We start from the raw sequence: 25699 nt of genomic DNA, 5'->3' as shown, positions 1-25699 counted from the left end.
CCTTTAATTAGTGCTCTTGTGGTTTGAAAAAACGTAAACGGTTGGCATTGCTGACCACCGTTAAAGATGAAAAGGCCATTGCAGCACCCGCAATAACTGGACTCAGCAATAACCCAAAAAATGGGTATAAAATCCCCGCAGCAAAAGGAACGCCTGCGACGTTGTAAATAAATGCACCAAAAAGATTTTGTTTGATATTGCGAAGTGTTGCTTTACTTACTGCTATTGCATCAGCAAGCCCATGTAATGAGCCTCTCATCAAGGTGATATCAGCACTTTCGATGGCGACATCGGTTCCTGTACCAATAGCAAATCCAACATTGGCTAACGCCAATGCTGGGGCATCATTAATACCGTCCCCTGTCATGCCTACAATTTCACCTTGAGCTTGAAGCTCAGCAACTTTATTTGATTTTTCTTCAGGTAATACTTCAGCAAAGACTTCTGTAATGCCGACTTTTTTGGCAACTGCATTTGCAGTTGCTCTATTGTCCCCAGTCAACATAACTACACGGATACCATTAGCTTGGAGCCTTTTAATGGCTTCAACAGAGTCTTTTTTAATCGGATCGGATACCGCAATAATTGCCGCGAGTTTGTTATCAATGGCTAAGTACATAGGCGTTTTGGCTTCATTGGCAAGTTTTTGTGCTTTAGCAACAAAGTCAAATAACACTACACCATTTTTCAACATCAACTTTTGATTACCAAACAGTAATTTATGGTCATTAAATTGTGCTTCTACGCCATGCCCTGCAATCGCTTGAAAGTCACTAATCGTTTCAGGAACAATTTTTTGTTCAATTGCAGAGTCAACGATCGCTTGTGCTAGAGGATGTTCAGAGCCACTTTCTATACTGGCAGCAACCATTAAAATATACTTTTTTGTATAGCTTTTATCCGCAATAATAATATCGGTTACTGTAGGAGCGCCTTCGGTAATTGTGCCTGTCTTATCTAAGATCATTGCGGTTATTTTTGAAGCTGTTTGCAATGCTTCACCATTACGTATTAAGACTCCCGCTTCGGCCGCTTTACCGACGCCAACCATGACCGACATCGGTGTAGCCAAACCAAGAGCACAAGGACAGGCGATAATTAATACGGTTGTTGCAGAAACAACGGCATAAGCTAAAGCGGGTGATGGACCGAAGTTAAGCCACACTAACGCACTAACAATTGAGATAATCATCACAACAGGAACAAAATACGCTGATATAATGTCGGCTAAACGACCTATTGGTGGCTTAGAGTTTTGTGCTCTTTTAACCATATTAATAATTTGAGCTAATGCTGTATCTTTACCGACTTTCGTTGCTTTAAATAGGATTGAACCTGATTTATTTAGTGTACCCGCAACGATCTCATCATTTTCAACTTTCTCAACAGGCATTGGTTCGCCCGTTAACATCGATTCATCTATTGATGTGTGTCCTTGGATTACGACACCATCAACAGGGATTTTTTCTCCGGGTCTTACCCGTACTATGTCATTCAGTAAGACCTGATCAATTGCTATATCTATTTCTTGCTGATCACGCACAACCCGTGCAGTTTTAGCCTGTAAACCAATTAAGCGTTTTATTGCTTCACTTATTCTACCTCGCGCTTTAACTTCGAGCGCTAATCCTAGATTGATTAACCCTATAATCATTGCAGTTGCTTCAAAATAAACATGACGTGCCATTTCAGGCAATGCTAGTGGAAAGAACACCACTATCATTGAATAGATCCAAGCAGTGCCAGTGCCTAACGCAATTAAGGTATCCATATTCGCGGTATGATTTGCAAATGATTTCCAAGCGCCTATGTAAAAATGTTTACCTGCAAAATACATAATGGCTACGCATAATATTCCTATAAATAGCCATACACCTCGCTCTAGCGATGTTTCAACAGTCATAGGACCACCAAAAAGGCTATAGATCATCAATGGAACACCCAAACCAAGAGCAACCCACATCTGTCTCATTAAGCTGGTGTAGTATTTTTTATCGGCAACTTCTTTTTCATCCAGTAATTCATCATCGCTAATATCACTTGCACTTCTAGCCTTGTAACCTATGGTTTCAATTGCTTTAATAAGAACATAAGATTCAACATCTCCACTGATAGATACTGTTCTTAAGGCGAAATTCATTTCTGCGCTATTTACGCCATTAATTTCGCTCAAAGCCGTTTCAATTTTACCAACGCAACTAGCACAAGTTGCCCCTTCAATGATTAGTTCAGTTGTTTTACTTTTTTGCTGTTCATTTTTTTGATTTAATGGTGATGCTTGTGCTAGCTTTTGACCTTCTGGTTCTGATATCTTTGCTATTATTATCTCATCCGCTTTTGAAGCACTACTACAGCAACAATTACTTGATTTTTTTAACGATGTCGTGCTTTTTTCGGCAATAGAGATTTCAGTATTGGCTCTATTAAAAGTTTGTGCATGGTAGCCTAATTCTTCAATTAAACTAATTGCTTGTTGCTTTTCAATATTACCTATTAACGTTAATTTTTTTAGTTCAAAATCAACGCAAGATTTTTCTACAATACTAAGAGCATTAAACGCTTTTTCTATTTTACTGACGCAACTTTTACAACCCATACCACTAATTTCAAGTATTAATTCACATTCATTTACTTTCATAATTTTCTCCATTAGCATCACTGCTCAATCTTCTTTCTTTTGCCCATTGAGTCGTTGTAAATGAGTCAATAAGGTGACAAACCATGTGTCCTGTGGGGGCTTTATTTGGCTTACTCTGCCAATCATCAATGGCGCTTTTTAATTTTTCTCTTAATAGCAATGTTACTTGAAACTGCTTTTCCGTTTCAGCAAGACGATGCTCGACAATTTTTCTAACCAAAGGGCAAGCCGTACTTCCCTTATCTGATTCAGATAAAATATCCCTGATCTCTTCTACTGAAAAATCTAATTGTCTAGCACTCAGAATAAATTTAAGTCTTTGCTGAACTTTTTCACCATAAGTCTTATAACCATTATTAGGGCTTTTAATAGGCACAATCAGTCCAATTCTGGTGTAATACCTCACCGTATCTGGCGTTGTGTCCATAGCGTTCGCTAATTCAGTTACTCTCATCACAAGGATCCTTTTTCAAAACATGTAAATAAATGTTCATTTAATAACCTATAACTAGCTTAAGCCTGTGTCTAAGACACAGGTCAAGTAACCATTTGTAGATTTATTTTTTTGATAAAAATCGGTTAAGCACAATTTAATAACTCACAGATGGTAGAGTTGACTAACATCACAGGGCTTAACAACTTAAAAGGGTTGGATCGATGTACGTGTTAAACACGCAGTGATCCTAGGATTAATTATGTATAGGGGGTCTAAATAGGTGCATGTAAACACCTGAATCTGTATATGCTTCTTGATGTAAATATTTATTACCATGGTCCAAGAACAGCGTATAAATTTGAGTTATAGCTTGTGTGGAGGTTGAAATGGTGGAGCCAAAACAGCTCCCCATATCGCCACACATACAGCCATTAAAGTTGCACGCGTTACATTTTTTATGAGAAGAAATTTTATCTTTTAACATTGAACCATGCTCATGCATGGCCATTTGAGAGGTTGAGTGAGAACTTTTATCGGTAGTGGCAACAGTGACACTTTTCATGTTATCGCATTTCATTGGCGCATACGCAGCAATACTTTGTTGTGTGAACAACAAAATAATAACAACCACGATAAAACTTTTGAAACTATGCATGATAATAACCATAAATAAATTTTCACACCTTTTATACTAGTTTAGTACGTACTATTTGTCATGACTTAGATCAAAGAATAAGAGTTAAACATATGTTTAATTTAAATGAATAAAATTTAAGAAAAATAACGACAATATAAAAAAGTACATATATTGCCGCTAATATTTATTTAATAACGTACTGCTATATTAATGCTTTAAAAAAGCAACAATTGCTTTCATATCTTCCTTGTTAATAGGATATTTAGGCATAGCCGATGCTGCATTATTAAATTTTGGATTGGCTAATTTTTTAAGTACAAACGCTTCTCCTTTATTCGATATCACGTCATCTAAAGCTGGCCCTAACGTCCCACCTTCTCCTTTAATTTGATGACAGCCCTGACAACCAAATTGTGCGACTAATACAGCGCCCGTTCTTTTAGGTGCATCACTTTTTTCATGACTTACTGTATTACGAATATCAGACGTTAATGTGCTCCCTAGAAAGGCTTCTACCGCCAGGGCTTCTTTACCCGTCATGTGTGCTTTTGCTCTCATATGAGGAATAACAACTGACCATTCCATTTTAGAGTATTCCTCAGCTGGGCGTGCATTGTGACACCGGCCACAGTTTTCACTAAATATTTTTGCTCCTTGAGCAACTAACGAGGGATCACTTACATGTTGTGCTTGAACTGAAAATGCACTGATGCTTGACGCACCTATACTAGTAACAATGATAAAAGGTAATAACAGCTGAACTAATTTCATGGGATTCTCCTTAAAAGCCAAACGCTAATTGTAAAAATACACGATCATCGACTATGCCACCGTGACCTGCACCTTCATTATCGATTGAGGTGCTTTCAGCACCCAACTTCAATACAGCACTTGGCTCTAGCCAGTAGTTGACACCGTAATACATACGACTGCCGATTTTACCTGCATCTTCTTCAAAATCATGACCAATACTGCCATCAAAATCAGATTTTATATCAGAATAACGCACGACAAATTCAACAGGGTTTAACCAAGCCTTGCCTAGCTGGCGTGCTTGCCAAGTACCTTGGATATACCAGCCATTTTTATCAAAATCTTTAACCCATTCTTCTCCGTGTTCGCCTTCTACTTTTGGTTCAGTTTCACCTTCTGTTTCTGCGCTAGAGCCAAATATTTCACCTCGAACACTGGCATAACTGCCAATCCAGTTAAAATCAATGTTATAAGCACTATAGTTTAAATCACCATCATCACTGTACTCGCCAGTATAATATGAAACACCAATCTCCCATTCTGGTAAAAAGGCGTAAGCTACACGACCACCAAATGCCATACTGCCATTGTTATCGCCTTTTTTAGCTTCCATTTCGACACCACCACCATGATTTCCTTCTTCTTGGCGTGGTCCGCTTACTGTGTAAAAATTGGTAAATATTCGCCCCACATCCCCCAGATCCCATATATTAGCGATACTAATGCCTGTATCACCTAGAATACTGGTAATACCACCTAATGAGCCATTACCACCGTGACCACCATAAAGACCTGGGTTACTCACTGCTTTGTTGATCCAGCTTGGGTGTAAATTCGCGCCAAATTGACCAAAGGGTAATAAAAAATTTCCCGCTGTTATAATGGTATTATTATTAAAAAAGTAATGCATGTTAGCGTATTCAAGTTCTGTTTCAGTTTCACCTTCAGCATTGGTACTGAATTCGATTTCAGCTTCAATATGAATTTTTTCTGACATCTGGAACAAAAAAATAGGGACAAATCGTGCGACAACATTATTTTGAACATCATTTCCTTCTTCATCTTTCATGCTAGGTTGACTGATATAAGTAACATCACCATAACCAGCAATCGCTAAACGACCAATATCCAAAGACGAGTTATCTTGTGCATTAACAGTTGTCATCAATGACATTGAAATGGCTGCTGTTACAGCCGATTGGAGAAGTACCTTTTTCATGGTATCACCTTAGTATTTTGTTATAGCGTGAGGAATTCCTCTACGCTTAATAAATTAAAGAAATGTTTTTTAATACCGATTTTAGAGCATCAAAATAACACCTAGTTTCCTAGATGAGGTGAATCAACATCACAAATTATTGCTCTAAACTTTTAAGGGAATTACAGATTAAATGAGCGATAAAAAGACACATTCATCCTGTATTAGTTTTTTGTAGGTGGTCTATATGGATTGGAATTTGGCTGGGATATAAAATTTCGATGTAAATTAGCGAGTACTTTTGAGATAACAGGAAAATAGTCTATTATCTTTGAATCTTGCAAAAGTGATTAATTTTTTTGTCCTGATATATTTTGCACACAATCGCAATCTACACACTGGCAATCATCCATTGCTGCTGAATCATGTCCATTATGAGTTTTATTTATTTTTTCACTGTTGCCATGATGTTCACTTTTTTGATCATGATCATGAATGCTTACCCTTGTAGTAGAGGTAGATAATGCAGAAGAAGTCATCGCCATTTCGGTACATATATGGATAGATGTAGCAAACACTTGCCCGTTAACAGACAAATATATGACAATTAAAAATAGCCAATTCAACCGAAATAACATTAAATTAGTAACCCTTTAAAACACTCCACTACTAATATTATATTGTTTCAAAAATAAAAGACCTTGATTGAAATCAACTTTAAATCTTTTTCTTTTTAGCACAAAGTCATTATTTTGATTGCTCGTTTATGTCCCTTTTTCCTCTTACAATATACTATTTAAAATATCATGGAGTTCCTATCATTTAGGATGATGATTTCATCACATCCGCATCGCAAATGTAGATTTTTTATGTATACATATGATCCCATCTAAAGCATTAACAGCCAATAAACTGTCATCTTCAAAAGCTACATGTCCAGGTATTAAATTATGTTTATAATCTATAATTTCTAGATGAGAAGTAACCCATAAGTCTTGATCTAACTTTACAATTAGCCCTATATGACCAAAGCACCTCATTTGGTTTTTAATATCATTTATTGGTGAATACCAATCCAAAACCCTCTCTGACACATCAATTTTCGACCAATATGAAGACTCAATTTGAGGTTTAGCAGACTTATAATACTTATCAATATTCTCAAAAAAAATCCTCAGTAACTTTACTGACTCAAGGTGCATTTTTATCATTAAAGTGGTTAAAGTTTCATCTGTTGATTGTGGTACTTTACACTGTAGAACGATATCTCCTGAGTCAAATTCATCACATATTTTATGTATAGTCACACCAGATAGTTCCGGCGTTCTTATTAAGTAAGGTAATGGGGTTGGACCTCTACCTTCAGGTAATAATGTTGGGTGTATATTAATTGCATATTTTACTTTGGTGACAGGGACTAAATAAGAATATTCGGCAACTATGAACATCTCGAAATCAATTGGTTTAGTTCACTTAAGCTAGGCTTGTGGCTATACAAAGGAATGCAATTATTTTCACATAACCTATCTATAATAGATGAGTCATGTGTAGAGCTATTTTTATACACTCTCAGTATTTGATGGCCTTCTTCCAGCAAATATTTTAAGCATGAGGAAAATAAATTATTCCCTAAGTAAACAATTTTCATAAGTTTCTTTTATTGTTAAATCAAAACGCCTGAAAAATATAGATATGATTGTTATTTAAATCATATCTATAAACTTTGACACTATCTAAATTTTTAAAGAAAATAAACCACTAAAAGTAATAATTAACCGCATTAATTTCTTTTAGGTGAAATACATACCGATTAATGCTGATGCTCTTTCTTAGGTTTGTAATCATGCCCCGAAGAGTGACTATGAACAACTTTCCATTCACCATCGATTTTTCGAAATAAAAACGTTTGATAACCACTTTTATCAAGTTCACGGTCACTTTTTTTCAATTTAGCTTTAAAGCGTGTATTAGCAATAGCCCAGGCAAAGCTTTTCTTTTCGCCTTCAAAATGAACTTCAATATCGGAAAAGTCTAGCGTCATATATCCCATAGCACCTTTTTCTGGCTCCACATGATGAGTAACCAAAGAATCTAATCCTTTATTTTGACCACCCGACTCAATATAACGCGCCCCCTTGAAATCTAGAAAGTTTTGTTTAAAAGGCATTCCATCGCCATTTTCCCAACCGTATTTAATGCTTGCGATAATATCGGTAATTGCTTTTTTATCTTTATTACTATGATCATTGTCATCATGTGCAATTGATGTAAAGCTAATAACGAGTGTTAATAGTGCGATAATGTATTTATTCATTTATTAAACCTTTGTTATAGTTATTTAATTTAGGTTAGTGTGACCAATGAATATGAGAAATCTTCCATTTTCCACCTTCTTTTAGAAGGACCATTGTTTCCATTCCTTCTTTGTTTATATAACTGCCTTTGAATTGTCCTGTTGATCTAGTACGAGAAACTGAATAAGCCATATCCCCAGCAAGTGTCACCTTATGTTCAAGTACTTCGGTGTAAAGTTTTGCCGCATATTTCATATCAGAAAGCATATGATGATTTGCGTATTCATCAGCAGATCTTTCAACTTTACCGCCCTCAAATATGGTCACATTGTCGTCCAAGAAATATCGAGCTTTATTCTTATTACCTAACTTGATTGCTTTATGAAACTGAGTAACAATTTTTCCAGGCTCCGTTTCTGCTCCTGAACCTTTTAGGTAAGTTCTATGCTTACTGCTTGCATTGTTGTGAGCAAATGTCACTGGGCTAATAACACAAGCTAAAAACGAAAATGCAACTAATGTAATTGGAATAATTTTCATATAATAATTCTCTTTTATCCGTTTTTTATTCTACTGCTGTAAGTACTTGATATTGCTCTGGAGTCAATGTTGGTAGCCTCTTAATAAATGCCACCATTGCCCAGATACGTTCATCGTCGTGAGTTTTCCCCCAAGCTGGCATTCCAGACGCTTTAATCCCATGTTTGATCACCCAAAAGTTTTTACGATCACTTTGTGTTTCATCACCGTGCTCATGACCTTCATGGCTTTGGGCAGCAATGGTTAAATTAGGTGGAGCTGGGTATAAACCTAAGCTCATATCACTTTCTGTTTGCCCTGGGGCTAAATGACAACTGGCGCACATAAACTCATAATCAGTTCCACCTGTTAATAGCTGCTCAGGATTTTTCAAGTTTGGTACTTCTATATTTTTAGCTGCCTTTTTTATTGAGTTTTCTCTGGTTTCTTCTAGCAGCCAGTAAACAAAATCACTATGAGGTTCATCAGCCGCCACATTCACGATACCTGAATACATTACGGCTATAGTTGTTCCTATGCCTAAAGATATAAGGAGTAAGAGTAATTTCATTGTTATTCCTTTTTTCGCAAAATCACTTAGTACAACTCGGTGTACTAAGTGAATACTGAAATTAATTAATGATTATCGTGTTCATCTTTTTTCTTGATTATTTTATCAACTTTTTGCATTTTGCTGTGCTCCATTTTTTTATCCATCTTACTGTGGTCCATTTTTTTAGCCATCTTACTGTGGTCCATTTCCATATTGGCTTTTTTAGCTTGTTTCATACATTTCTTCATCATGGCAATTGTCACAGGGTCATTCATATCCATCTTGCTGTGGTCCATTTTGCTACAATCTGCTTTTTTAACCTTTTTTACGTGCATACTGGGATCATGTGCTGTTGCTGCCATTGATAAAGTAATGGTGGGTATTAATACCAAAGCGATTTTACTGATTGTTTTAATTAAAGTTGTTTTCATGGTGTATTCCTACGTTAGTTATTAAGGTTTTCGATATATATTCATCAAATGCAATGTTATTTACACTTGATGAACTTCGTTTTTATAAAATTATGTAACTTGTTTTGACTCTATATTTTTTATCGATGACGAACGCCATAAATAAAATAATGCGGGTAAGACAAGTAACGTTAAGATAACCGCACTCATCATGCCGCCAACCATAGGTGCTGCAATTCGACTCATCACTTCAGAGCCTGTTCCTGTGCCATATAAAATAGGTAATAAGCCAACAATAATAGCAGCGGCAGTCATCATAACCGGGCGAACACGCATACCTGCGCCATGTAAAACAGCTTGAAGTACATCTTCTTTGGTAGTGACAATATCTTTTTCGCGATGCTCGCTAAGCATTTCTTGGTAAGCTTGGTTGAGATACACCAGCATAATGACACCAATTTCTACCGCAACACCTGCTAGCGCAATAAAACCAACGCCTACAGCCACTGAAAAGTTATAACCCTCTAAATACATCAACCATATACTACCCACCATTGCTAATGGCAGAGTGCCCATTATCATGGCTACTTCAATAACGTTACGAAAGTTAAGGTAAAGTAAGATGACGATAATAAATAAGGTTAATGGCACAACATAAGTCAACTTAGCTTTTGCGCGTTGCATGTATTCATATTGTCCCGCCCAAGAGATAGAATACCCAGCAGGGAGTATAAGTTTATCTGACACTACTTTCTGTGCAGCCTCGACATAAGTGCCTACATCAACCCCATCAATATCAACAAAAGCCCAGCCATTTAAACGTGCATTTTCAGATTTAATGCCCGGAGGTCCATCTTCAACGATGATATTGGCAACATCGCCCAATGAAATTCGTTGTCCATTAGGAGTAACAATAGGCAGTAAAGATAGTTGTTCAGGTGAATCACGATAGTCTTGCGGATAACGTAAACTCACCGGATAACGCTCTAAACCTTCAACCGTTTGGGTAACATTCATCCCACCAATTGCTGTCGCCACCACTTGTTGTATTTCGGCAATATTTAAACCATAACGTGCTGCTTTTGCTCGTTGAATATCAACCTTTATATAACGACCTCCCGCAACACGCTCTGAGTAAACGGATGCCGTGCCAGGTACATCGGTCAAAATAACTTCTATTTGCTTACCTATATCTTGAATAACGTCTAGTTTAGGGCCAGCGATTTTTATGCCTACTGGCGTTTTAATACCCGTTGCTAACATATCAATACGTGTCTTAATAGGCATAACCCAAGCGTTAGTAACACCTGGTAATTTAACTAAAGCATCGAGTTCTTTTTTCAAGCTTTCAGTGGTTACGCCTTCTCGCCATTGGTCGTGCGGCTTTAACTGAATAAAAGTTTCAATCATGGTCAGCGGCGCAGGATCTGTTGCTGTTTCAGCACGGCCCACTTTACCAAACACGGTTTGTACTTCAGGAACTGTCTTAATCAACTTGTCAGTTTGTTGTAGAAGTTGACGTGCCTGACCAATAGATATACCTGGATAGGTAGTGGGCATGTACATCAAATCACCTTCATCGAGTGGTGGAATAAACTCGCTACCTATTTTATCCAGTGGATATATCCCAATCGCAAGCACAGCTAAGGCCGCTACTAAGGTCATCTTTGGAAAACGTAAAACGGTTTTTAACGCGGGTACATAGATAAAGGTCAAAAATCTATTTACTGGGTTTTTATGCTCAGGTAACACTTTTCCGCGAATAAAATAGCCCATCAGCACAGGCACTAAGGTGATAGCCAGTGCAGCAGAAGCCGCCATAGCATAGGTTTTGGTAAAGGCGAGTGGTGCAAACATTCGACCTTCTTGTGCTTCTAAGGTAAATACAGGAACAAAACTCACGGTAATAATTAATAAACTAAAGAATAAAGCAGGCCCTACTTCACTCGCCGATTCAATGACGATTTGCCAGCGATTCTCTTTGGTTAATGGCGTTTTCTCCATATGCTTATGCATATTTTCTATCATGACAATTGCACCATCAATCATCGCACCAATAGCAATAGCAATACCGCCTAACGACATGATATTTGCGTTAAGCCCTTGCATATGCATAATAATAAAGGCAGTTAAAATACCGACCGGTAAACTGACAATCGCAACTAATGAAGAGCGAACATGAAACAGGAAAATAATACAAACTAACGCTACGACACCAAATTCTTCGAGTAGCTTATAAGCCAAATTATCAACTGCCCGTTCAATCAAAGCAGAGCGATCATAAACCGGGACTATTTCAACGCCTTCAGGTAAGCCTTTCTTTAATTGTTCAAGTTTTTCTTTAACACTTTCTATGACTTGTTGAGCATTTTCACCAAAACGCATCACCACTATGCCACCAACGGTCTCACCTTCCCCGTTAAGCTCTGCGACCCCACGGCGCATTTGTGGCCCAGTACCAATATCAGCGACATCTTTTAACAGTAATGGCGTGCCATTTTCATTCACCCCTAATGGAATGTTTTCTAAGTCATCGACACTTTTTATGTAGCCTGTGGCTCTGACCATGTATTCAGCTTCAGCCATCTCAACAACCGATGCCCCTATTTCCTGATTACCTTGTTTAATGGCCATTTGTATATGAGAAAGCGGAATATCAAACGCACGTAATTTCTCTGGATCAATTCTCACTTGATATTGCTTAACCATGCCGCCAAGCGCAGAAACTTCAGAGACACCAGGTACGGTTTGCAACTCAAACTTTAAGAACCAATCTTGTATACTACGTAATTGGCTTAAATCATGTTGACCTGTTGGATCTGTTAGCGCATATAAATAGACCCAGCCAACACCTGTTGCGTCAGGACCTAGTTGCGGTCGAGCAGCACTCGGTAAATTGGGGGCAACTTGACTTAAATACTCAAGTACCCTTGAGCGTGCCCAATATAGATCGGTATCTTCATCAAAAATGACATAAACATATGAGTCACCAAAGAATGAATAGCCTCGTACGGTAACGGCCCCAGGCACTGACAACATAGCAGTGGTCATTGGGTAAGTGACCTGATCTTCAACCACTTGTGGTGCTTGACCGGGGTAACTTGTTTTTATGATCACTTGCACATCAGATAAATCAGGCAGTGCATCAATAGGGGTTTTGCTAACAGAATATAAGCCAGCGCCAACAAGTAATAATGTCGCTAGCAGTACGAAAAATCGATTACCAACAGACCAACGAATAATAGACGTGATCATCATTATTCTCCTTTGTCATTAGCTGCATCGTTCATTACAGAGTCTGGTGAAGACATTGCCATCGCACTAACGATAATAAAATTACCTTGTCTAATTTCAAAGGTGAACATCACATAAGCATCAGTTGAAAATAAATCCATATCAACATTATCGTCAACAATAAAATCAACTCTGTCGGCTGCACGTCCCCACTCCTCTATGGCTTCTCTGTCGATAGTGACCATTCTATGGTCAACCATTACCGAAACAACGGTACCGTTTACTGTTGCAGATGACACACTGTCATTGTTATCACTCATTTCCATCCCTGTTGACTCGTCTGGGGTAGGATCATAGTGCATACGTTTAAAGTCAGATGATTTACTTGATTCAGAATCGAGTAAGAATTGCGCTGAACTAACTACACGCTCGCCTACGCTAAGTCCTTCAAGTATTTCAACACTTTCGCTGTCATACCGACCCACAGCAACTTCAACAGATTTGAAACTACCTTCACCCAATGCAAGTACAACTCGGTCTTGATTACCTGTTCTAATAAGGGCTTCTTTTGGAATAAGCAGTACTTGTTCATCACCCGTGGTATGAATAGCAATTTGCGCAAACATATTAGGCTTAAAATCACCTTCTTCATTATTAAAACGCAAACGTACTTTCACTGTACGTGTTTTAGCATCAAGCGTTGGGTAGATATAATCCACTTGACCTTCCCACGTTCTACCGGGTAAATAATCAAGTGTCATCGTAACGGGGGTTGCCGTTTTAACTTGCCCTGCTTGTCTTTCAAAAACTTCCGCCTCGACCCAAACTTCAGAGAGATCACCAATTGACATCAATGTTGTACCCGGCTTAACAAAAAATCCTTCACGTATTTTAAGGTTTTCAACAACACCGTTTTGTGGGGAATAAAACGTAATTTTTTGCTGAACTTTTTTAGTTTGCTTAAGTTTCACAATAGCCGCTTTAGGTAACTGTAGTGCTGACAATCTATTTTCTGCTGCCGTAATTAATCGACTGTTTTTTCTATCTAATGCTAATAACAATTCTTCTTGCGCATTCACTAACTCAGGAGAATATATATCGTATAATGGCTGGTTCTTTTTAACCGGATCGCCAACAGCCTTAACATAGAGTTTTTCTATCCACCCTTGAACACGAGGGTGAATATGAACGAGTTTATCCTCATTGTAAGCAACATAACCCACGGTATTTATTTCGGTATGCAATGACTTATAAATTGCCGTTGTCGTGCGCACGCCTAGATTATTTATAACATCAGGTGAAATACGGATTGTGCCGGGACCTTCATCAGGTCCTTTGCCGCCATCATCATAAACAGGCACTAAATCCATACCCATCGGTGATTTACCCGGCTTATCTTTTTTATAATTTGCATCCATTGGTGCCACCCAATAAACCGGTTTCTTCTCTTTCGAAGCGGTGTTAATGACTTGTTCTGTAACTGGAGGTGCAATAAAATATGTTGCACCAAAAGTGATAATACCGCCGATGATCATGCCAACAATGATTGGTTTAACATTATTGCTCATTATTTTTCTCCCGAAATAGCAGTATATTGGCTACTATTTGCTAAATTTATTTTGTTTTGTGAGATTGTAGAATTGATACTGCCTATAAAAAGGTAGTTAAGCTCTAGCCGTATTTTTTGTTCTTCAACGTTCAGTGCTAGCTCGTCTATTTCAGCATTGAGTACCGCAATACGAGAGCGAACAACTTCTGAAAAATCGCCATCATCATTGGTATAAGCAGTCAAAGAAGCTTCGGCTTGATCATGTATTTGTGGTAACAATTTATTTTTATACAAATTCTGTCTGTCGATTAAGCGTAATAACCTTCCTTTTGCGCTCGAATAAGAACCAAGCAATTGCCTGAGTAAAAGTAACTTTTCAGTCTTAACCGCTTCTGTTTGAGATATCGCTGATTGAACTTCTTTATCTTGTCTGTTATCGGTAAAAAGTGGTAAGTCAAATGTTACACCAACAGAAAATAAATCTGCTCGACTTCTGCCAGCAGGATCATCCCCGCGATAGCCATAGCTTGCGTTTACACCCCATTCAGGTTGGTACTTTTGCTTTGCCAAGTTAATCCCTGTTTTAGTCGCATGCACTTTTTTGTCTACTGCAATAACTGAAGGATGATTTGAAAAGTACGGGACCAATTGCACTGGCTTAATCTTGCGTTGTTTAAAAACCAAGTCATTATTAAGTAGGTCTATTTGAGGTAGTTCTTTACTAAGCAGCAAGTTATGTAAAGAAAAATCACTGATTAATGACGATTCATCTATTGAGCTATTATCTGTTAAAAATGTCGTTAGCCATTGTGAAAGCATGCCTTCATAGTGATTTTTCTGTTGTGCTAATTTGTCTAACCTATCCTCTAAACGCGTTAACTCTAATTGTGCTCGAACTATGTCTTGCTGACGGGTTTTACCTAAAGCGGATGAGTAGCTTGCTGTCGCTACATCAGCTAACTGTTCAAACAACGATCTGTTTTTTTCAATGAGGGCAATGCTTTGCTGAACGCGATAGGCATCTAACCATAAGCTGCCAACCGTAACGGCTACTTTGGATTCTCTATCTTTTCTTTGAAAGGGATACGCTTCGCTTTGAATTTTTAGTTGTTGGCTTTTAATCGCTAAAGTATCTCCGCGAGGAAACATTTGTGAAAGACCCACTTTAGCCTGTGTCATGCCCTCTTGGCCAAAATCAAAGCCATTGGTTGGCAAGTTGGCAAGGCCAATTGACATTTTAGGATCGGGTAATGTATTTACCGCAGTACTCATCAATTCAATAGCTCGTTGTTGATGAATATTTCCCGTTATCCAAGGATCATTTTGTTGAGCTGTCTTGACTGCCTTAGTAAAAGATAAAGAGCCGTTATCTTTCATTGTTGACAAATCAGCGGCACTCGCAGATAAAAAAGTAAAAGCTATAATACCTGCACCGCATTTCATGCGAAACTTACTACTAATATTTATACTCTGCATTAGAATTGTTCCTCATATGATTGAACATTAGCATAAATTTTATGCGTGCCATCTGACTTCAAAAGTAAAACTTTGTATGGTTGAAACTTGTCATCCACTTCCATGCCTGGTGAACCTACTGGCATAGCAGGCACAGACAAACCGATAACATCGTCGGAGTGTGTTTCTTTCATGAATTGCTGTATAAATTTTGCTGGCACATGGCCTTCAAAAGCAAAGCCATCTTTTGAAATTGCGGTATGACAAGAGCGATATCTTGGTGCTATACCTTTTTCATCTTTTACCGCTGAGAAATTTTGATAGCTATGAACCTTTGATGCAAAACCATTATCATTGATGTGACTGATCCACTTTTTACAACAGCCACAGGTAGGACTTTTATATACCTCTAGGACAATAGATGGCGACATAACACTTTGCAATTTGTCAGTAACGGCAAGCGTTTTTTTATCTGAGCAACTAGCTAGAGTAACGACTACGACAAAAGTAGCTATAACTTTTAAAGTAAATTTATTTGAAAACATAACCCCCCCAAAAGGGATATCAATTAATATTTTTAATTAATTAGGTTATTTTTGATGAGATTAGAAAAGTTTTCTAAAAAACGACATCAAAAAAGCCTAATACAGAAAGTAGTTTTATAAATGAACCAAATTTTGGACACATTTATTCTGTATTTAGCTTAATATTGGGGGACGGTATAATGATGTAGGTTGTTGGCTCAAAACCAAACTAGAAGAGGAAAATATTTTGGATGATAGTTCAATAATCAGTACATTGCCTAATGCGTGCTTCGTGAACGTGGCAATACTTGAACAACTGCCGGTAAAGCAACTACACGTTTGAGTACAGCAATCATCTTCTGATTTATCTAAATCATCAGAAGAATCACTAGTCATATTATGGTTACTATGATCCATCATCGACATATCTTGTGATTGCTCTTGCCCATTCATTCCCTTCATACTCATCATATGATAAGACATAATAGTAGACGCCATTGCCTGACCAGCGAAGGCCACACATATTAGCAATACCATTAATGTTTTAGAGAAATTTAAATTCACAAGTAACCTACAAAATATAACACTAAGTTTAATGATTGCATAAATGCTGTTTTTACTCAACAAATAAAGTGAGCTCTAATTAAAAATAGAACTGGCCGATGATCTAAGTCATATTAAATTTTATATGATTGTATAGGTTTCATTAAAGGCTATATCTCCAGCCTTATAAGTATGAAGTAAAATGTCGGCTACGGGATCAAAAACCAGCCCCTGATTGCATCTTATCCTCTAAGTCATCAGAACAAATTAATTATTTAAACAGAGTTTTGATAAAGGTCTCTCCTCATAGCTAAGTGATCATTATAACGAGTGATTCTGGATAAAAATCAACGTCCGTTTTATTCGTGAACCAGCCGTTAGAATAACAACCACTAGTGTCTATAATACGCATAAAATGATCATAATTCCTGTGGCGTTTTGTGCCCCTTAACGAGTTAGAGCTTACCGTCACTATTGCCACTTTACCGACCTAATATTTTAGAACTATAACGTCAGATCTGGGTTAGTAAGCAGTCATAAATTGCGAACCAAAACACTATATCTAGTAGTCATAATGAGCAAAAAGGGGTCAAAGATTGTTTGTCAAAATAAAAATTAACCTCTATCTCAACCTCTGAAGCAGTCACAATGACACGAAAATTGACATAGAAATATAAAAAGCATTTAATATTTCTGAGCGTAGTTAACTGGGTAAAATATTTCCGGCTGTCGCCTTGATTATTGTTCAATTAAAATATGTCAGATATCTAAAAGGAGTAAAAATAGTAGAAATATCTAATCATGTTTGATTTAAAACAATAAATCACAACACCTTATTGCAATTGATAATCATTCGTATTAGTATGTAAAAATTAATTTAACGATGAAACAGAATAAAATGATTAAAACAAGATTGAGTTTGCTCGCTCTACTAATTGCACATAATGTCAATGCAGAATCGCTGCAAAAGAATGAGGCAATCGATGAAAATAATATGGAACGCATTGTTGTTACAGGCAGTCGTATTGTCGAAAGTATCGATGAAGTACCCGCTTCCATAACTATTATCAATCGTCAACAAATTGAAGCACAACTCAAAGTATCTACGGAATTACAAACATTATTGGCAACCTTGGTTCCCGGTTTAGCACCTAGCACCGGTACATCAAGCAATTCTAGCCAAACTTTACGTGGTAGATCTCCCTTAGTAATGATTGATGGTGTGCCGCAATCTACCCCATTGCGCAATGGCGCTTTAGGCATTAGAACTATTGATGCCAATGCGTTAGAAAGAATAGAAGTTATCAAAGGAGCTACGTCTATTTATGGTAATGGTGCTGCTGGAGGTATCATTAACTATATAACTAAAAAAGCCAATAGTGACAGCAAGTTGAGTGGTAAAATTAGTGTGGCTAGCCGATTCAGCGCGGTAAAAACAGGAGATAGTGTAGGTCAACGCGTTGAAGGCATGATTAACGGTCAACTAGATAAATTCAGCTATGTTGCCAGTGCCAGTTATGAAGATAACGGCGTACAGCGAGATGCAGAGGGTGATGTTATCGGCCTCAAATATGGTTTATCTGAAGCATCCATGCAAAATTATTTCACAAAACTCGGTTACCAGTTTAATGACGACATCTCATTACAATTTGTTTATAACTACTATGAATCAAAACAAGACAGCAACCTAGTTGATGTGGTTGGTAGTGTTAATTCTGGCGTAAAGACTTATGCAATAGAAGCTCCCTCTGGAACTTCAGCATATGGTGAACCACAAGGGCCAAATAATCATAACATGATGCTCAAATATACCGATGTGGCTCTATTTGAAAATACCCAATTAGTTATTGATGCTTATGCACAAGAAGTTGAAAATATCTTTTTTTACTCCCCTACCTTAGCTAATTTAGATGAAGGTTACACGGGTGGTCAATCACTGATCAAGTCAGATAAAGAAGGACTTCGTGTTACTTTGAACAGCCAATTTGACTGGGATAATGTTGAAGCAACATTCATCTATGGTATCGATACGCTAAATGACGTCACTTCACAACCACTAGTTGATGGTCGAGTTTGGGTGCCTGAAATGGATATGGAAAACCTAGCAGGATTTTTACAAAGTAAGTGGGTTGTTCAAGATAATTTCATTATTAAAGCGGGCATTAGACGTGAAAAAATTGACTTAGCCGTAAGTGATTACCGTACTTTAAAGCTATGTAAAAAAGTGGCCGTATGCTCTATTCCTATTGATGTAACGGGCGATACACTTAATTATCGTGCAACCACCTACAATTTTGGTATTCGATATAATGTCGCCGATTACTTCCAACCTTTCGCCAGTTACTCTCAAGGCTCTGATATTTCAGATATAGGTCGATTACTTCGCACATCAACAGTAACTGATATTGCACTAATACAAACCGAAGCCTCTATTATCGATAACTATGAAATTGGCTTTACTTCTGAAATAGATAAATTACGTTTGGAGTTTTCAGCCTATCGCAGCACCTCTGAGCTAGGAACTACGAATAAATATGACCCTGCGACTGGTGTTTATATGCCAGTTAGAGCCCCCCAAGAAATATATGGCTATGAAGCAGTAGCTTTTTATAACTTCAGTAAAGAGATTGATATAACTGCGACTTATGCTTGGGTTGAAGGTAAAAACACTGAAAATGATACCTATTTAGGAGCCAAGCAAATTAGTGCACCTAAAGCCACCATTAACATTAACTGGCAACCTATTGATAACACGAATTTAGCGTTGAGCTATTTATATGTAGGGGATCGAAAAAAGTTTGATCCTGTAGATGGTAAATACGTTGGAGATAAAGGCCCTATTGATAGTTATCATGTTTTTAATATGAGTGGTAACTATAGTTTTAACCAAGATTGGACTGCCTTTATTGGCATTGAAAACTTGTTTAACCAAGATTACTATCCTGCGAAATCTCAAGCGTATACCTATAGCGGTTACAACGTAAAAGGCTTAGGAACGACCGTTAACATGGGTGTTGACTACCAATTCTAAACAGTTTTATCAGTAGGACTAAAAACAAGGCCACCTTCGTGGCTTTGTTTTTTATATTAGGTTAAGGGTCTAAAATTGAGAGTATTATCTTGTTAAAACTTATTCTGAGGCGGATTCATTTAATATTGGCACTCGCTAGCGGTTTATTTTTGATTAACCTGAGTATCACCGGTGCATTGTTAATTTATGCCAAAGAGATACAAACAATCATTAATCCTCAGTATTGGTTACTTGGAGATAATCACAGCAACAAAAAACAGCACTTACTCACATTATCTGAGCTTACTGCAAAGATTGAACAACAAACAGTGCAAAAAATACAATTTATTCAACCAGAAGAAAATAGACAAATTGCATGGCAAGTTAGGCTTGAGAATAAACATTACCTGAGTATTAACCCTTACACAGCTGAAATATTACTAGCATATGAGTTTTCAGATACTTTTTATGGTTTTACCATGTCTTGGCACCGTTGGTTACTCTATACAAACGATACCAATGAAAAACCTATGCAGTTGTGGGTGTCGATTGCTAGTTTGGTCTTTATCATTGAATTAATTATTGGATTCACATTATGGGTAAAACCTAAACATAGGTTAAAGCGTCTTAACGTTAGGTGGAAAGCAAAAAATAAAATACGTTTTACTCAATTGCACGGTACTATCGGTGTGATATTTTGTTTTCCACTGATATTGATTTCTTTTTCGGGTATTGCTTTTTTTTGGCAAGATGCGACTAAACAAATAATTGAATCGCTTAGTTTTAGTAAAATCCAACAACATAACTATCAACATCAATTATTCTCAAATAAAGCCCCTCAACTAGATAAGGCTTATAATGTTGCAAAGGCAGCCCTAGCTGATGGAAAAGTGTTTCGAATATACCTACCCAGCAATGCCGGTACCCCATTAGCGTTACGCATTGAAATGCCAAATGAAAGCCACGCTTCTAGCTGGAGCTGGGCAAATCCGTACACGGGGGAATTACTGAGTAGCTTCGATGCCAGTGAAACCTCTGTTGCGACACAAGTTTGGAACTTTAAGTATAAATTTCACATTGGTGAATTTATCGGATGGCCAGTTAAAGTACTCTGGTTACTCATTAGCTTAATGCCGTGCTTTTTTATTTTATCTGGTATTTATTTATGGGTAAAGCGTAAGCCGACCTAATACATCGTTTAAAATCATCCTGTCTAACGAGCAATTTGGATATGAAAGTGGACTTATTAAATTAATGAGGACACTCTCTTATAAATCCCCTAAAACAAAAAAGTAACACAAGCTAAATTTTCACTCAAAACATGCTCAATGAGTGCTAATAAATTTTGAATTGAAATAATATTTGCTAAATGTTCAAATCAATAGAGAAATACTGTTTTTTAGGCATGCTTAATACATCAAAATTGATGTATTGTTATAAAATATGTAGAGTATTAAGTTATTACGCCAGCAGTTTATTGCAACAACTTAGGTTAGTTCGCCGTTTTAATCCTTTATGCTCACAGTAATCAGCTAAAGCACCACTATGACCTACTGCACCATGAAACAGCCTTCTAAAATCTTTTGTTAGCGTTAGCCAGTTTTCAGGATTAATATTAAAACGGCTAAGCAGTGCAGGTTGATTTTGTTCAATATATCCTGATTTATCCTCTCTAATACAGCGACCTGTCATTTCAATTATAAGCGACTGTCCTTGTTAATTATAATTCCTTCTCACGATATAATTGTATTTCAAAGGTTTTCGCAGGTGAAAAAGAATAAACATGATGTTTTATTCTATCTGAATTGGGAAAATCAATATTAGTATTTTTATTAACGACTAGAATGTGAGGGGAAAACTGTCGATTTACTTGATCCATAATAGCAGCATAAGGAACCGATAAAGCACTCTTTGCCGCGGTAGATTTTATTTCTGGCTCAGCAAAAACGACTATATTAGCCAGTGGTTTTTTATCGACATCAACAACTAGAATTTTTGTATTGCTTGCTTGACTAGCAAAGGAACTAAGAATCATTAAAACAGAAATTATTTTGTAATTAAAAACTCTTACCATAATGTCATTTTCAACGCTTATTATTAAATATAATTATTTTACAAAATTAACACATTTAACTGATCTATTCCTATATTTTACCAAGACAATTGGCCATTCAGAGCAAAAAGCAAGCATTTGAGACTGAATACTAAAGAATATTATTCTAATTTAAAAAGTGTTATTTACTTAACAATATTTGCAGACAAAATAATTGCACTCGGACCTTAGTCATTTTTCCTTTTAGATGTTTAAAAAGGCGAAAATCCTATTATTTTTTAGCCGCAGCCAAGCCTTTATTTTCCGCATAGAACACCTAAAAAAAAGCCTTCTAAACTGGGGATGGCTTCGTCTTTAGAGTTACAAGCCAAGGAAAAAAAATTCAACTCTCTTTCATAACTTAACAAAATAAAAAGATCATAATGAAATAAAAAAATTAATAGCTACACTTAGACATACCGAGTGAAATTAGTGAATGACGCATTTGAGGAATAAATGAATGATGAGATATAACGCAGTAGGTATCACCTCAATAATAATATTACTTTCAATAACACAATTATACTCACCTAAGGCAAGCGCCTATAATATGGCTCAAAACATTTGTGAATACGTCGCCGCTGACGATAAGAGACGATTCCGCTCTTTATTAAAATCACAACGTATAAAAATACGCTCTATTTTTGATGAAATAACCTGTAACGGTAAAAATATATTATTTTTTGCTGCAGCAAGTAATGCTAATGATGTCGGTGAAATGATTATCAAAAAATTGCCAAGAAAAATACTAGGCGAATTAGTTGATGAATTAACACTCGCTTCACCAGCCTTAGGCGCCCTGGCTAAAAAAAGATCAGGTTAAAGAACCTATCAAGCAAAAACGGCTAAGTAATCAATATTTCTGAAAAAGTTAAATTTTATCGCCGTTATTATGATAAAAATAAAAAGACCACACCAATGACTAATAATCATATTGTGTGGTCTTAGTTCATCTATTTACAACCTTGTTAAACGCCAGCCATAACCCAACTAGCTAATCAAAATCCCACTTAAAGGAAACATCGAAAGCAATGCCTTTGGTTTCACTGCGAAATAGCGTCTCTGAAAATGCTATTTCTTTACTCTCATCAAGCAAATTTTGCACTTTAAACTTTAAAGTTGTTGCGTATGTTGGGTAGTAGGTATAAACCATATCAAGTGAATGAAAAGGTTGCTCATACTTGTCATCTTGCCCTTCGATACCCGGAATAATAATGCGTTCACCAAAGACATTATAAGCCAGTGTCACTGAATGATTTCCGTTGGGCGCATCATAACCTAAGTTGAGATTAACCACATATTGCGAGTGACCAGTCATTCGACGCGTCGGATTCGTAATCGCGGCAGAAACCCCTGTTTGCTCAACAACGCGTTGCGTGTTGATGTTTATTTCAGAGTCACTTAAGGTAATGTTACCTGACAAGAAAAAGTCGTTACCATTCATGCCAGCAAAATCACCCAAAAAGGCAAAATCTTTCATAAACTCTAACTCAATACCATAAACTTCACCGTCGTCGGCATTAGCAATAACGATAAGCGGAGGGCCATCTTGGCCTGGTGATTGTACTGATTCAATCGGATTTATCATATCTTTGTAGAATAAGCCTACTGACAAGTTTTCTCCCGTATCTAAGTACCATTCCCAACGTAGATCGTAGTTTTTAATATCGGTAGTTTCTATACCTGCAGTGCCTCGAATAGGATATCCAGTTAGCGGGTCAAGGTATGTTGATGGAGCAACCTCGCGAATATCTGGGCGTATTGTGGTTTCACCATAAGATAAACGAAATTGAACAGCTTCACTCATTAGGTAAGTAAGCGCTAACGCCGAGTATATATCATCTTCTTGAAAGGCTAATTTCGATAAATCTTCTTCTGTTGGTTGTGGTGGCAAATCAAAACGACCGGTTGCCGGATCTAAAGGTGCGACGACTTGACGGTAATCTTCCCAGCGAAAACCACCACTGATACGCCAAGTATTGTCAATAAACCAATCTGCCTCAACATAGTAAGCATCGGTCATTTGTGCTGAATAATAGTCATCGCCCATTACTGAGGTGTCTCGTATAACCGTTTCACTGCCTTGTAATGGCTGATTGAGAATAATATCGTCTGTTAAAATATCATTCATTCTGTCACCACTAAGACTCAATTCTTCAAAGGCTAAAGTATTAACATCGATACGTCTGGAAAAAGCGTCACGGGTTTTTTCAATAAAGTCACCACCGAACTTAAGCTCTATTTCTGATTGCGAAAAAGTGATGGGTAAAGATAGGTTGAAACCGCTGTTTTCTACTTTATCTTCCAAGTCCTGAAAAGAATAACGGCTAGCGGTTGAAGCGTTACGTAAGCTACTCTCATTAGTAAGATCGAAAGTACCATCTTCGTTTTCATCGCTGAGTATGTAGCGCGTAGAAACATTACCAGGGGCGTAGCGACTTGAACGAGCGTCTGAATATTTCCAATCAAAACCTATATTCCACAGCCATGGTAAGTTGTGCGTACCACGAACCTGATTAGCGATCATTTCACGCTCTTCGTAGCTAACATCACTGTCTCGAATGCGCAAACCATCACTGAGTAAAACATTGTTAGTATTACCCAGTTTGTCTTTTATTTCGTCGGCGGTATCACGTAGCACAATGAAACTGTAATCAAGACGATGATCTCGGTCATATTCTACACCTAAGTTCAGCAGACCTGACCATTTTACCGAATGCTCTGTTGAAGTAACTTGGTCAAAACCTCGCACTAAACTCCATGAATCGTCAGTATTATTGCGAAAATCTTGACCTTCGTATAATTCGCTCACTTGCCATTCATTGTCATAAGATAACGAGGTTAGATAACCCCAGCGATATTTACCCTGTTCAAATTTATCACCGAGCGCAACATCAACACCAAAATCTGGGGCAATATTTTCTCTAACCGGATCGTAATCACGATTAAGCTGCGCCGCTATGGCACGGTTTTCATCTTGACTAAGGTTTTTTAATGGACTGTGATTTTTCCATAATTTTTGTAATGTTTTGGGTGCTGCGCGAGTGCCGTCATCTTGGCCGCGCCAGTCATCACTGCCCCCCTTGTAGCTGTAGCCATCGTCAAAATTTTCGCTATTACCGCCTAAATTGCCAGAGATATTAAAAAGGAAATCTGTTGGAATACTTTTTAAACGGATATCAACATTACCGCCACCAAAATGCGCCGGCATTGAAGGTGAGTAAGATTTTTGTACCGATAAAGACTCGATAATTGACGCTGGAAATAAATCCAGAGGTATAACACTGCGGGTCGGATCTGGGCTGGGTACAGCGGCACCATTTAACTGTGTGCTTGAGTAACGTTCACCTAAACCACGGACATAAATAAATTTACCATCGACTAAGGTTACACCAGTAACACGTCGTAATGCGGCAGCGGCATCGCTGTCACCGGTGCGTGAAATTTGCTCTGCACCTAAAATATCGGCGATAAAGGCTTGGTTGCGACGCTCTTCAATAATAGCGCTCGCCGTACCTTTTAATCGACTGACCTTAACAACCACTTCTTCAATAGCTTCATCTTCTGCTGATGTTTGCTCTGCTACTGCTAATGTTTGCCCTGCTACTGCTAATGTTTGCTCTGCTACTGCTAATGTTTGCTCTGCTACTGCTGATGTCGCTGCTAAGCTTGTTATTATCGCCAGTGCTAAGCCACTTAATCGTAAACAATTATTCTGTTTATTTAGCTTGATTTTCTTGGCACTATGCATTGATTTTTTGTTCATCGTTAACCTCGATAGAGTCTCTGTGCTTGCATTAGATAGGCTTTTTCTGCTTTGCTAATCGCTTGCATCAGTTAGGTTGATTGAGTAT

General features: G+C 37.5%; 22 protein-coding genes. 3 read left to right on the top strand and 19 right to left on the bottom strand.

All coding sequences use genetic code 11. The features are described from left to right. Nucleotides 1-7 precede the first annotated feature (7 nt). The 16 genes from ESZ26_RS06780 to ESZ26_RS06705 form a co-directional block, all read right to left on the bottom strand. The gene (locus ESZ26_RS06780; protein WP_146798986.1) at nt 8-2638 is read right to left on the bottom strand and encodes a heavy metal translocating P-type ATPase; all 2631 of its coding nucleotides are present in this window, start codon (nt 2636-2638) and stop codon (nt 8-10) included. Then, on the bottom strand, nt 2625-3092 hold the full coding sequence (locus ESZ26_RS06775; RefSeq protein WP_146798985.1) for a MerR family transcriptional regulator: 468 nt from the start codon (nt 3090-3092) through the stop codon (nt 2625-2627). Before ESZ26_RS06775 ends, ESZ26_RS06780 begins: the two co-directional genes overlap by 14 nt. A 235-nt stretch (nt 3093-3327) precedes the next feature. Continuing rightward, nucleotides 3328-3729 (bottom strand): hypothetical protein, encoded by a 402-nt coding sequence (locus ESZ26_RS06770; protein ID WP_146798984.1) that lies wholly within the window; start codon nt 3727-3729, stop codon nt 3328-3330. A gap of 189 nt (nt 3730-3918) precedes the next feature. Then, nucleotides 3919-4482 (bottom strand): cytochrome c, encoded by a 564-nt coding sequence (locus ESZ26_RS06765; RefSeq protein ID WP_146798983.1) that lies wholly within the window; start codon nt 4480-4482, stop codon nt 3919-3921. 10 nt (nt 4483-4492) lie between these two features. Next, the gene (locus ESZ26_RS06760) at nt 4493-5683 is read right to left on the bottom strand and encodes a hypothetical protein (RefSeq protein ID WP_146798982.1); all 1191 of its coding nucleotides are present in this window, start codon (nt 5681-5683) and stop codon (nt 4493-4495) included. 329 nt (nt 5684-6012) lie between these two features. Continuing rightward, nucleotides 6013-6300, bottom strand: a complete 288-nt coding sequence (locus ESZ26_RS06755; RefSeq protein WP_223271575.1) for a hypothetical protein — start codon at nt 6298-6300, stop codon at nt 6013-6015. Nucleotides 6301-6501: 201 nt separating this feature from the next. Then, the gene (locus ESZ26_RS06750) at nt 6502-7110 is read right to left on the bottom strand and encodes a formyltransferase family protein (RefSeq protein WP_223271574.1); all 609 of its coding nucleotides are present in this window, start codon (nt 7108-7110) and stop codon (nt 6502-6504) included. A 362-nt stretch (nt 7111-7472) separates the two neighbouring features. Beyond that, a complete protein-coding gene (locus tag ESZ26_RS06745) occupies nt 7473-7976 on the bottom strand; it encodes a YybH family protein (RefSeq protein ID WP_146798981.1) in 504 nt (167 codons plus the stop codon). 34 nt (nt 7977-8010) lie between these two features. Continuing rightward, nucleotides 8011-8496, bottom strand: coding sequence for a YybH family protein (locus tag ESZ26_RS06740; protein ID WP_146798980.1), 486 nt, complete (start codon nt 8494-8496; stop codon nt 8011-8013). 25 nt (nt 8497-8521) lie between these two features. Beyond that, nucleotides 8522-9046, bottom strand: coding sequence for a c-type cytochrome (locus ESZ26_RS06735; RefSeq protein ID WP_146798979.1), 525 nt, complete (start codon nt 9044-9046; stop codon nt 8522-8524). A gap of 65 nt (nt 9047-9111) precedes the next feature. Next, nucleotides 9112-9459, bottom strand: coding sequence for a hypothetical protein (locus tag ESZ26_RS06730; RefSeq protein WP_146798978.1), 348 nt, complete (start codon nt 9457-9459; stop codon nt 9112-9114). Between the two features lie 90 nt (nt 9460-9549). Next, on the bottom strand, nt 9550-12693 hold the full coding sequence (locus ESZ26_RS06725; protein WP_146799020.1) for an efflux RND transporter permease subunit: 3144 nt from the start codon (nt 12691-12693) through the stop codon (nt 9550-9552). Nucleotides 12694-12695: 2 nt separating this feature from the next. Beyond that, nucleotides 12696-14240, bottom strand: coding sequence for an efflux RND transporter periplasmic adaptor subunit (locus tag ESZ26_RS06720; RefSeq protein WP_146798977.1), 1545 nt, complete (start codon nt 14238-14240; stop codon nt 12696-12698). After that, nucleotides 14240-15697 carry a TolC family protein gene (locus tag ESZ26_RS06715; RefSeq protein ID WP_146798976.1) on the bottom strand — a complete coding sequence of 486 codons (1458 nt, stop codon included), beginning with the start codon at nt 15695-15697 and terminating at the stop codon, nt 14240-14242. The genes ESZ26_RS06720 and ESZ26_RS06715 overlap by 1 nt, the downstream gene beginning before the upstream one ends. Then, nucleotides 15697-16107, bottom strand: coding sequence for a DUF411 domain-containing protein (locus ESZ26_RS06710; protein WP_223271578.1), 411 nt, complete (start codon nt 16105-16107; stop codon nt 15697-15699). Before ESZ26_RS06710 ends, ESZ26_RS06715 begins: the two co-directional genes overlap by 1 nt. Nucleotides 16108-16374: 267 nt before the next feature. Next, nucleotides 16375-16737: a hypothetical protein gene (locus ESZ26_RS06705; RefSeq protein ID WP_146798974.1), complete on the bottom strand. Its 363-nt coding sequence runs from the start codon at nt 16735-16737 to the stop codon at nt 16375-16377. A gap of 904 nt (nt 16738-17641) precedes the next feature. Between ESZ26_RS06705 and ESZ26_RS06700 the strand changes: the two genes are divergently transcribed. Together ESZ26_RS06700 and ESZ26_RS06695 are read left to right on the top strand one after the other, a co-directional pair. Beyond that, nucleotides 17642-19774: a TonB-dependent receptor gene (locus ESZ26_RS06700; protein WP_146798973.1), complete on the top strand. Its 2133-nt coding sequence runs from the start codon at nt 17642-17644 to the stop codon at nt 19772-19774. Between the two features lie 89 nt (nt 19775-19863). Next, complete coding sequence (locus ESZ26_RS06695; RefSeq protein WP_223271573.1) at nt 19864-20943, top strand: PepSY-associated TM helix domain-containing protein; 1080 nt, start codon at nt 19864-19866, stop codon at nt 20941-20943. A 271-nt stretch (nt 20944-21214) separates the two neighbouring features. Here ESZ26_RS06695 and ESZ26_RS06690 read toward each other — a convergent pair whose 3' ends face one another. Both ESZ26_RS06690 and ESZ26_RS06685 read right to left on the bottom strand, forming a co-directional pair. Next, nucleotides 21215-21445, bottom strand: a complete 231-nt coding sequence (locus ESZ26_RS06690) for a hypothetical protein (RefSeq protein ID WP_146798971.1) — start codon at nt 21443-21445, stop codon at nt 21215-21217. A gap of 28 nt (nt 21446-21473) precedes the next feature. Continuing rightward, nucleotides 21474-21788: a cupredoxin domain-containing protein gene (locus ESZ26_RS06685; protein WP_146798970.1), complete on the bottom strand. Its 315-nt coding sequence runs from the start codon at nt 21786-21788 to the stop codon at nt 21474-21476. A gap of 517 nt (nt 21789-22305) precedes the next feature. On the opposite strand from ESZ26_RS06685, the gene ESZ26_RS06680 reads away from it, so the two are divergent. Further along, nucleotides 22306-22668, top strand: a complete 363-nt coding sequence (locus tag ESZ26_RS06680) for a DUF3718 domain-containing protein (RefSeq protein WP_146798969.1) — start codon at nt 22306-22308, stop codon at nt 22666-22668. A gap of 171 nt (nt 22669-22839) precedes the next feature. Here the strand turns inward: ESZ26_RS06680 and ESZ26_RS06675 are convergent, their stop codons facing one another. Further along, nucleotides 22840-25611: a TonB-dependent receptor domain-containing protein gene (locus ESZ26_RS06675; protein ID WP_223271572.1), complete on the bottom strand. Its 2772-nt coding sequence runs from the start codon at nt 25609-25611 to the stop codon at nt 22840-22842. Nucleotides 25612-25699 lie beyond the last annotated feature (88 nt).

It is taken from the genome of Colwellia hornerae (assembly GCF_007954355.1).
GTDB classification, from domain to species: Bacteria; Pseudomonadota; Gammaproteobacteria; order Enterobacterales; family Alteromonadaceae; genus Colwellia_A; species Colwellia_A hornerae.
Note: the sequence above shows the minus strand (reverse complement) of the source record. Positions and strands in the feature narration are given on the sequence as shown.

Excerpts from the sequence above, each read along its gene's own strand:
- ESZ26_RS06750 (WP_223271574.1), bottom strand. The coding sequence starts at position 7,110 with ATGTTCATAGTTGCCGAATATTCTTATTTAGTCCCTGTCACCAAAGTA.
- ESZ26_RS06675 (WP_223271572.1), bottom strand. The coding sequence starts at position 25,611 with ATGAACAAAAAATCAATGCATAGTGCCAAGAAAATCAAGCTAAATAAA.
- ESZ26_RS06690 (WP_146798971.1), bottom strand. The coding sequence starts at position 21,445 with ATGACAGGTCGCTGTATTAGAGAGGATAAATCAGGATATATTGAACAA.
- ESZ26_RS06720 (WP_146798977.1), bottom strand. The coding sequence starts at position 14,240 with ATGAGCAATAATGTTAAACCAATCATTGTTGGCATGATCATCGGCGGT.
- ESZ26_RS06775 (WP_146798985.1), bottom strand. The coding sequence starts at position 3,092 with ATGAGAGTAACTGAATTAGCGAACGCTATGGACACAACGCCAGATACG.
- ESZ26_RS06745 (WP_146798981.1), bottom strand. The coding sequence starts at position 7,976 with ATGAATAAATACATTATCGCACTATTAACACTCGTTATTAGCTTTACA.
- ESZ26_RS06760 (WP_146798982.1), bottom strand. The coding sequence starts at position 5,683 with ATGAAAAAGGTACTTCTCCAATCGGCTGTAACAGCAGCCATTTCAATG.
- ESZ26_RS06700 (WP_146798973.1), top strand. The coding sequence starts at position 17,642 with ATGATTAAAACAAGATTGAGTTTGCTCGCTCTACTAATTGCACATAAT.
- ESZ26_RS06765 (WP_146798983.1), bottom strand. The coding sequence starts at position 4,482 with ATGAAATTAGTTCAGCTGTTATTACCTTTTATCATTGTTACTAGTATA.
- ESZ26_RS06780 (WP_146798986.1), bottom strand. The coding sequence starts at position 2,638 with ATGAAAGTAAATGAATGTGAATTAATACTTGAAATTAGTGGTATGGGT.
- ESZ26_RS06725 (WP_146799020.1), bottom strand. The coding sequence starts at position 12,693 with ATGATCACGTCTATTATTCGTTGGTCTGTTGGTAATCGATTTTTCGTA.
- ESZ26_RS06755 (WP_223271575.1), bottom strand. The coding sequence starts at position 6,300 with ATGTTATTTCGGTTGAATTGGCTATTTTTAATTGTCATATATTTGTCT.
- ESZ26_RS06705 (WP_146798974.1), bottom strand. The coding sequence starts at position 16,737 with ATGGTATTGCTAATATGTGTGGCCTTCGCTGGTCAGGCAATGGCGTCT.
- ESZ26_RS06685 (WP_146798970.1), bottom strand. The coding sequence starts at position 21,788 with ATGATTCTTAGTTCCTTTGCTAGTCAAGCAAGCAATACAAAAATTCTA.
- ESZ26_RS06715 (WP_146798976.1), bottom strand. The coding sequence starts at position 15,697 with ATGCAGAGTATAAATATTAGTAGTAAGTTTCGCATGAAATGCGGTGCA.
- ESZ26_RS06730 (WP_146798978.1), bottom strand. The coding sequence starts at position 9,459 with ATGAAAACAACTTTAATTAAAACAATCAGTAAAATCGCTTTGGTATTA.
- ESZ26_RS06680 (WP_146798969.1), top strand. The coding sequence starts at position 22,306 with ATGATGAGATATAACGCAGTAGGTATCACCTCAATAATAATATTACTT.
- ESZ26_RS06710 (WP_223271578.1), bottom strand. The coding sequence starts at position 16,107 with ATGTCGCCATCTATTGTCCTAGAGGTATATAAAAGTCCTACCTGTGGC.
- ESZ26_RS06770 (WP_146798984.1), bottom strand. The coding sequence starts at position 3,729 with ATGCATAGTTTCAAAAGTTTTATCGTGGTTGTTATTATTTTGTTGTTC.
- ESZ26_RS06740 (WP_146798980.1), bottom strand. The coding sequence starts at position 8,496 with ATGAAAATTATTCCAATTACATTAGTTGCATTTTCGTTTTTAGCTTGT.
- ESZ26_RS06735 (WP_146798979.1), bottom strand. The coding sequence starts at position 9,046 with ATGAAATTACTCTTACTCCTTATATCTTTAGGCATAGGAACAACTATA.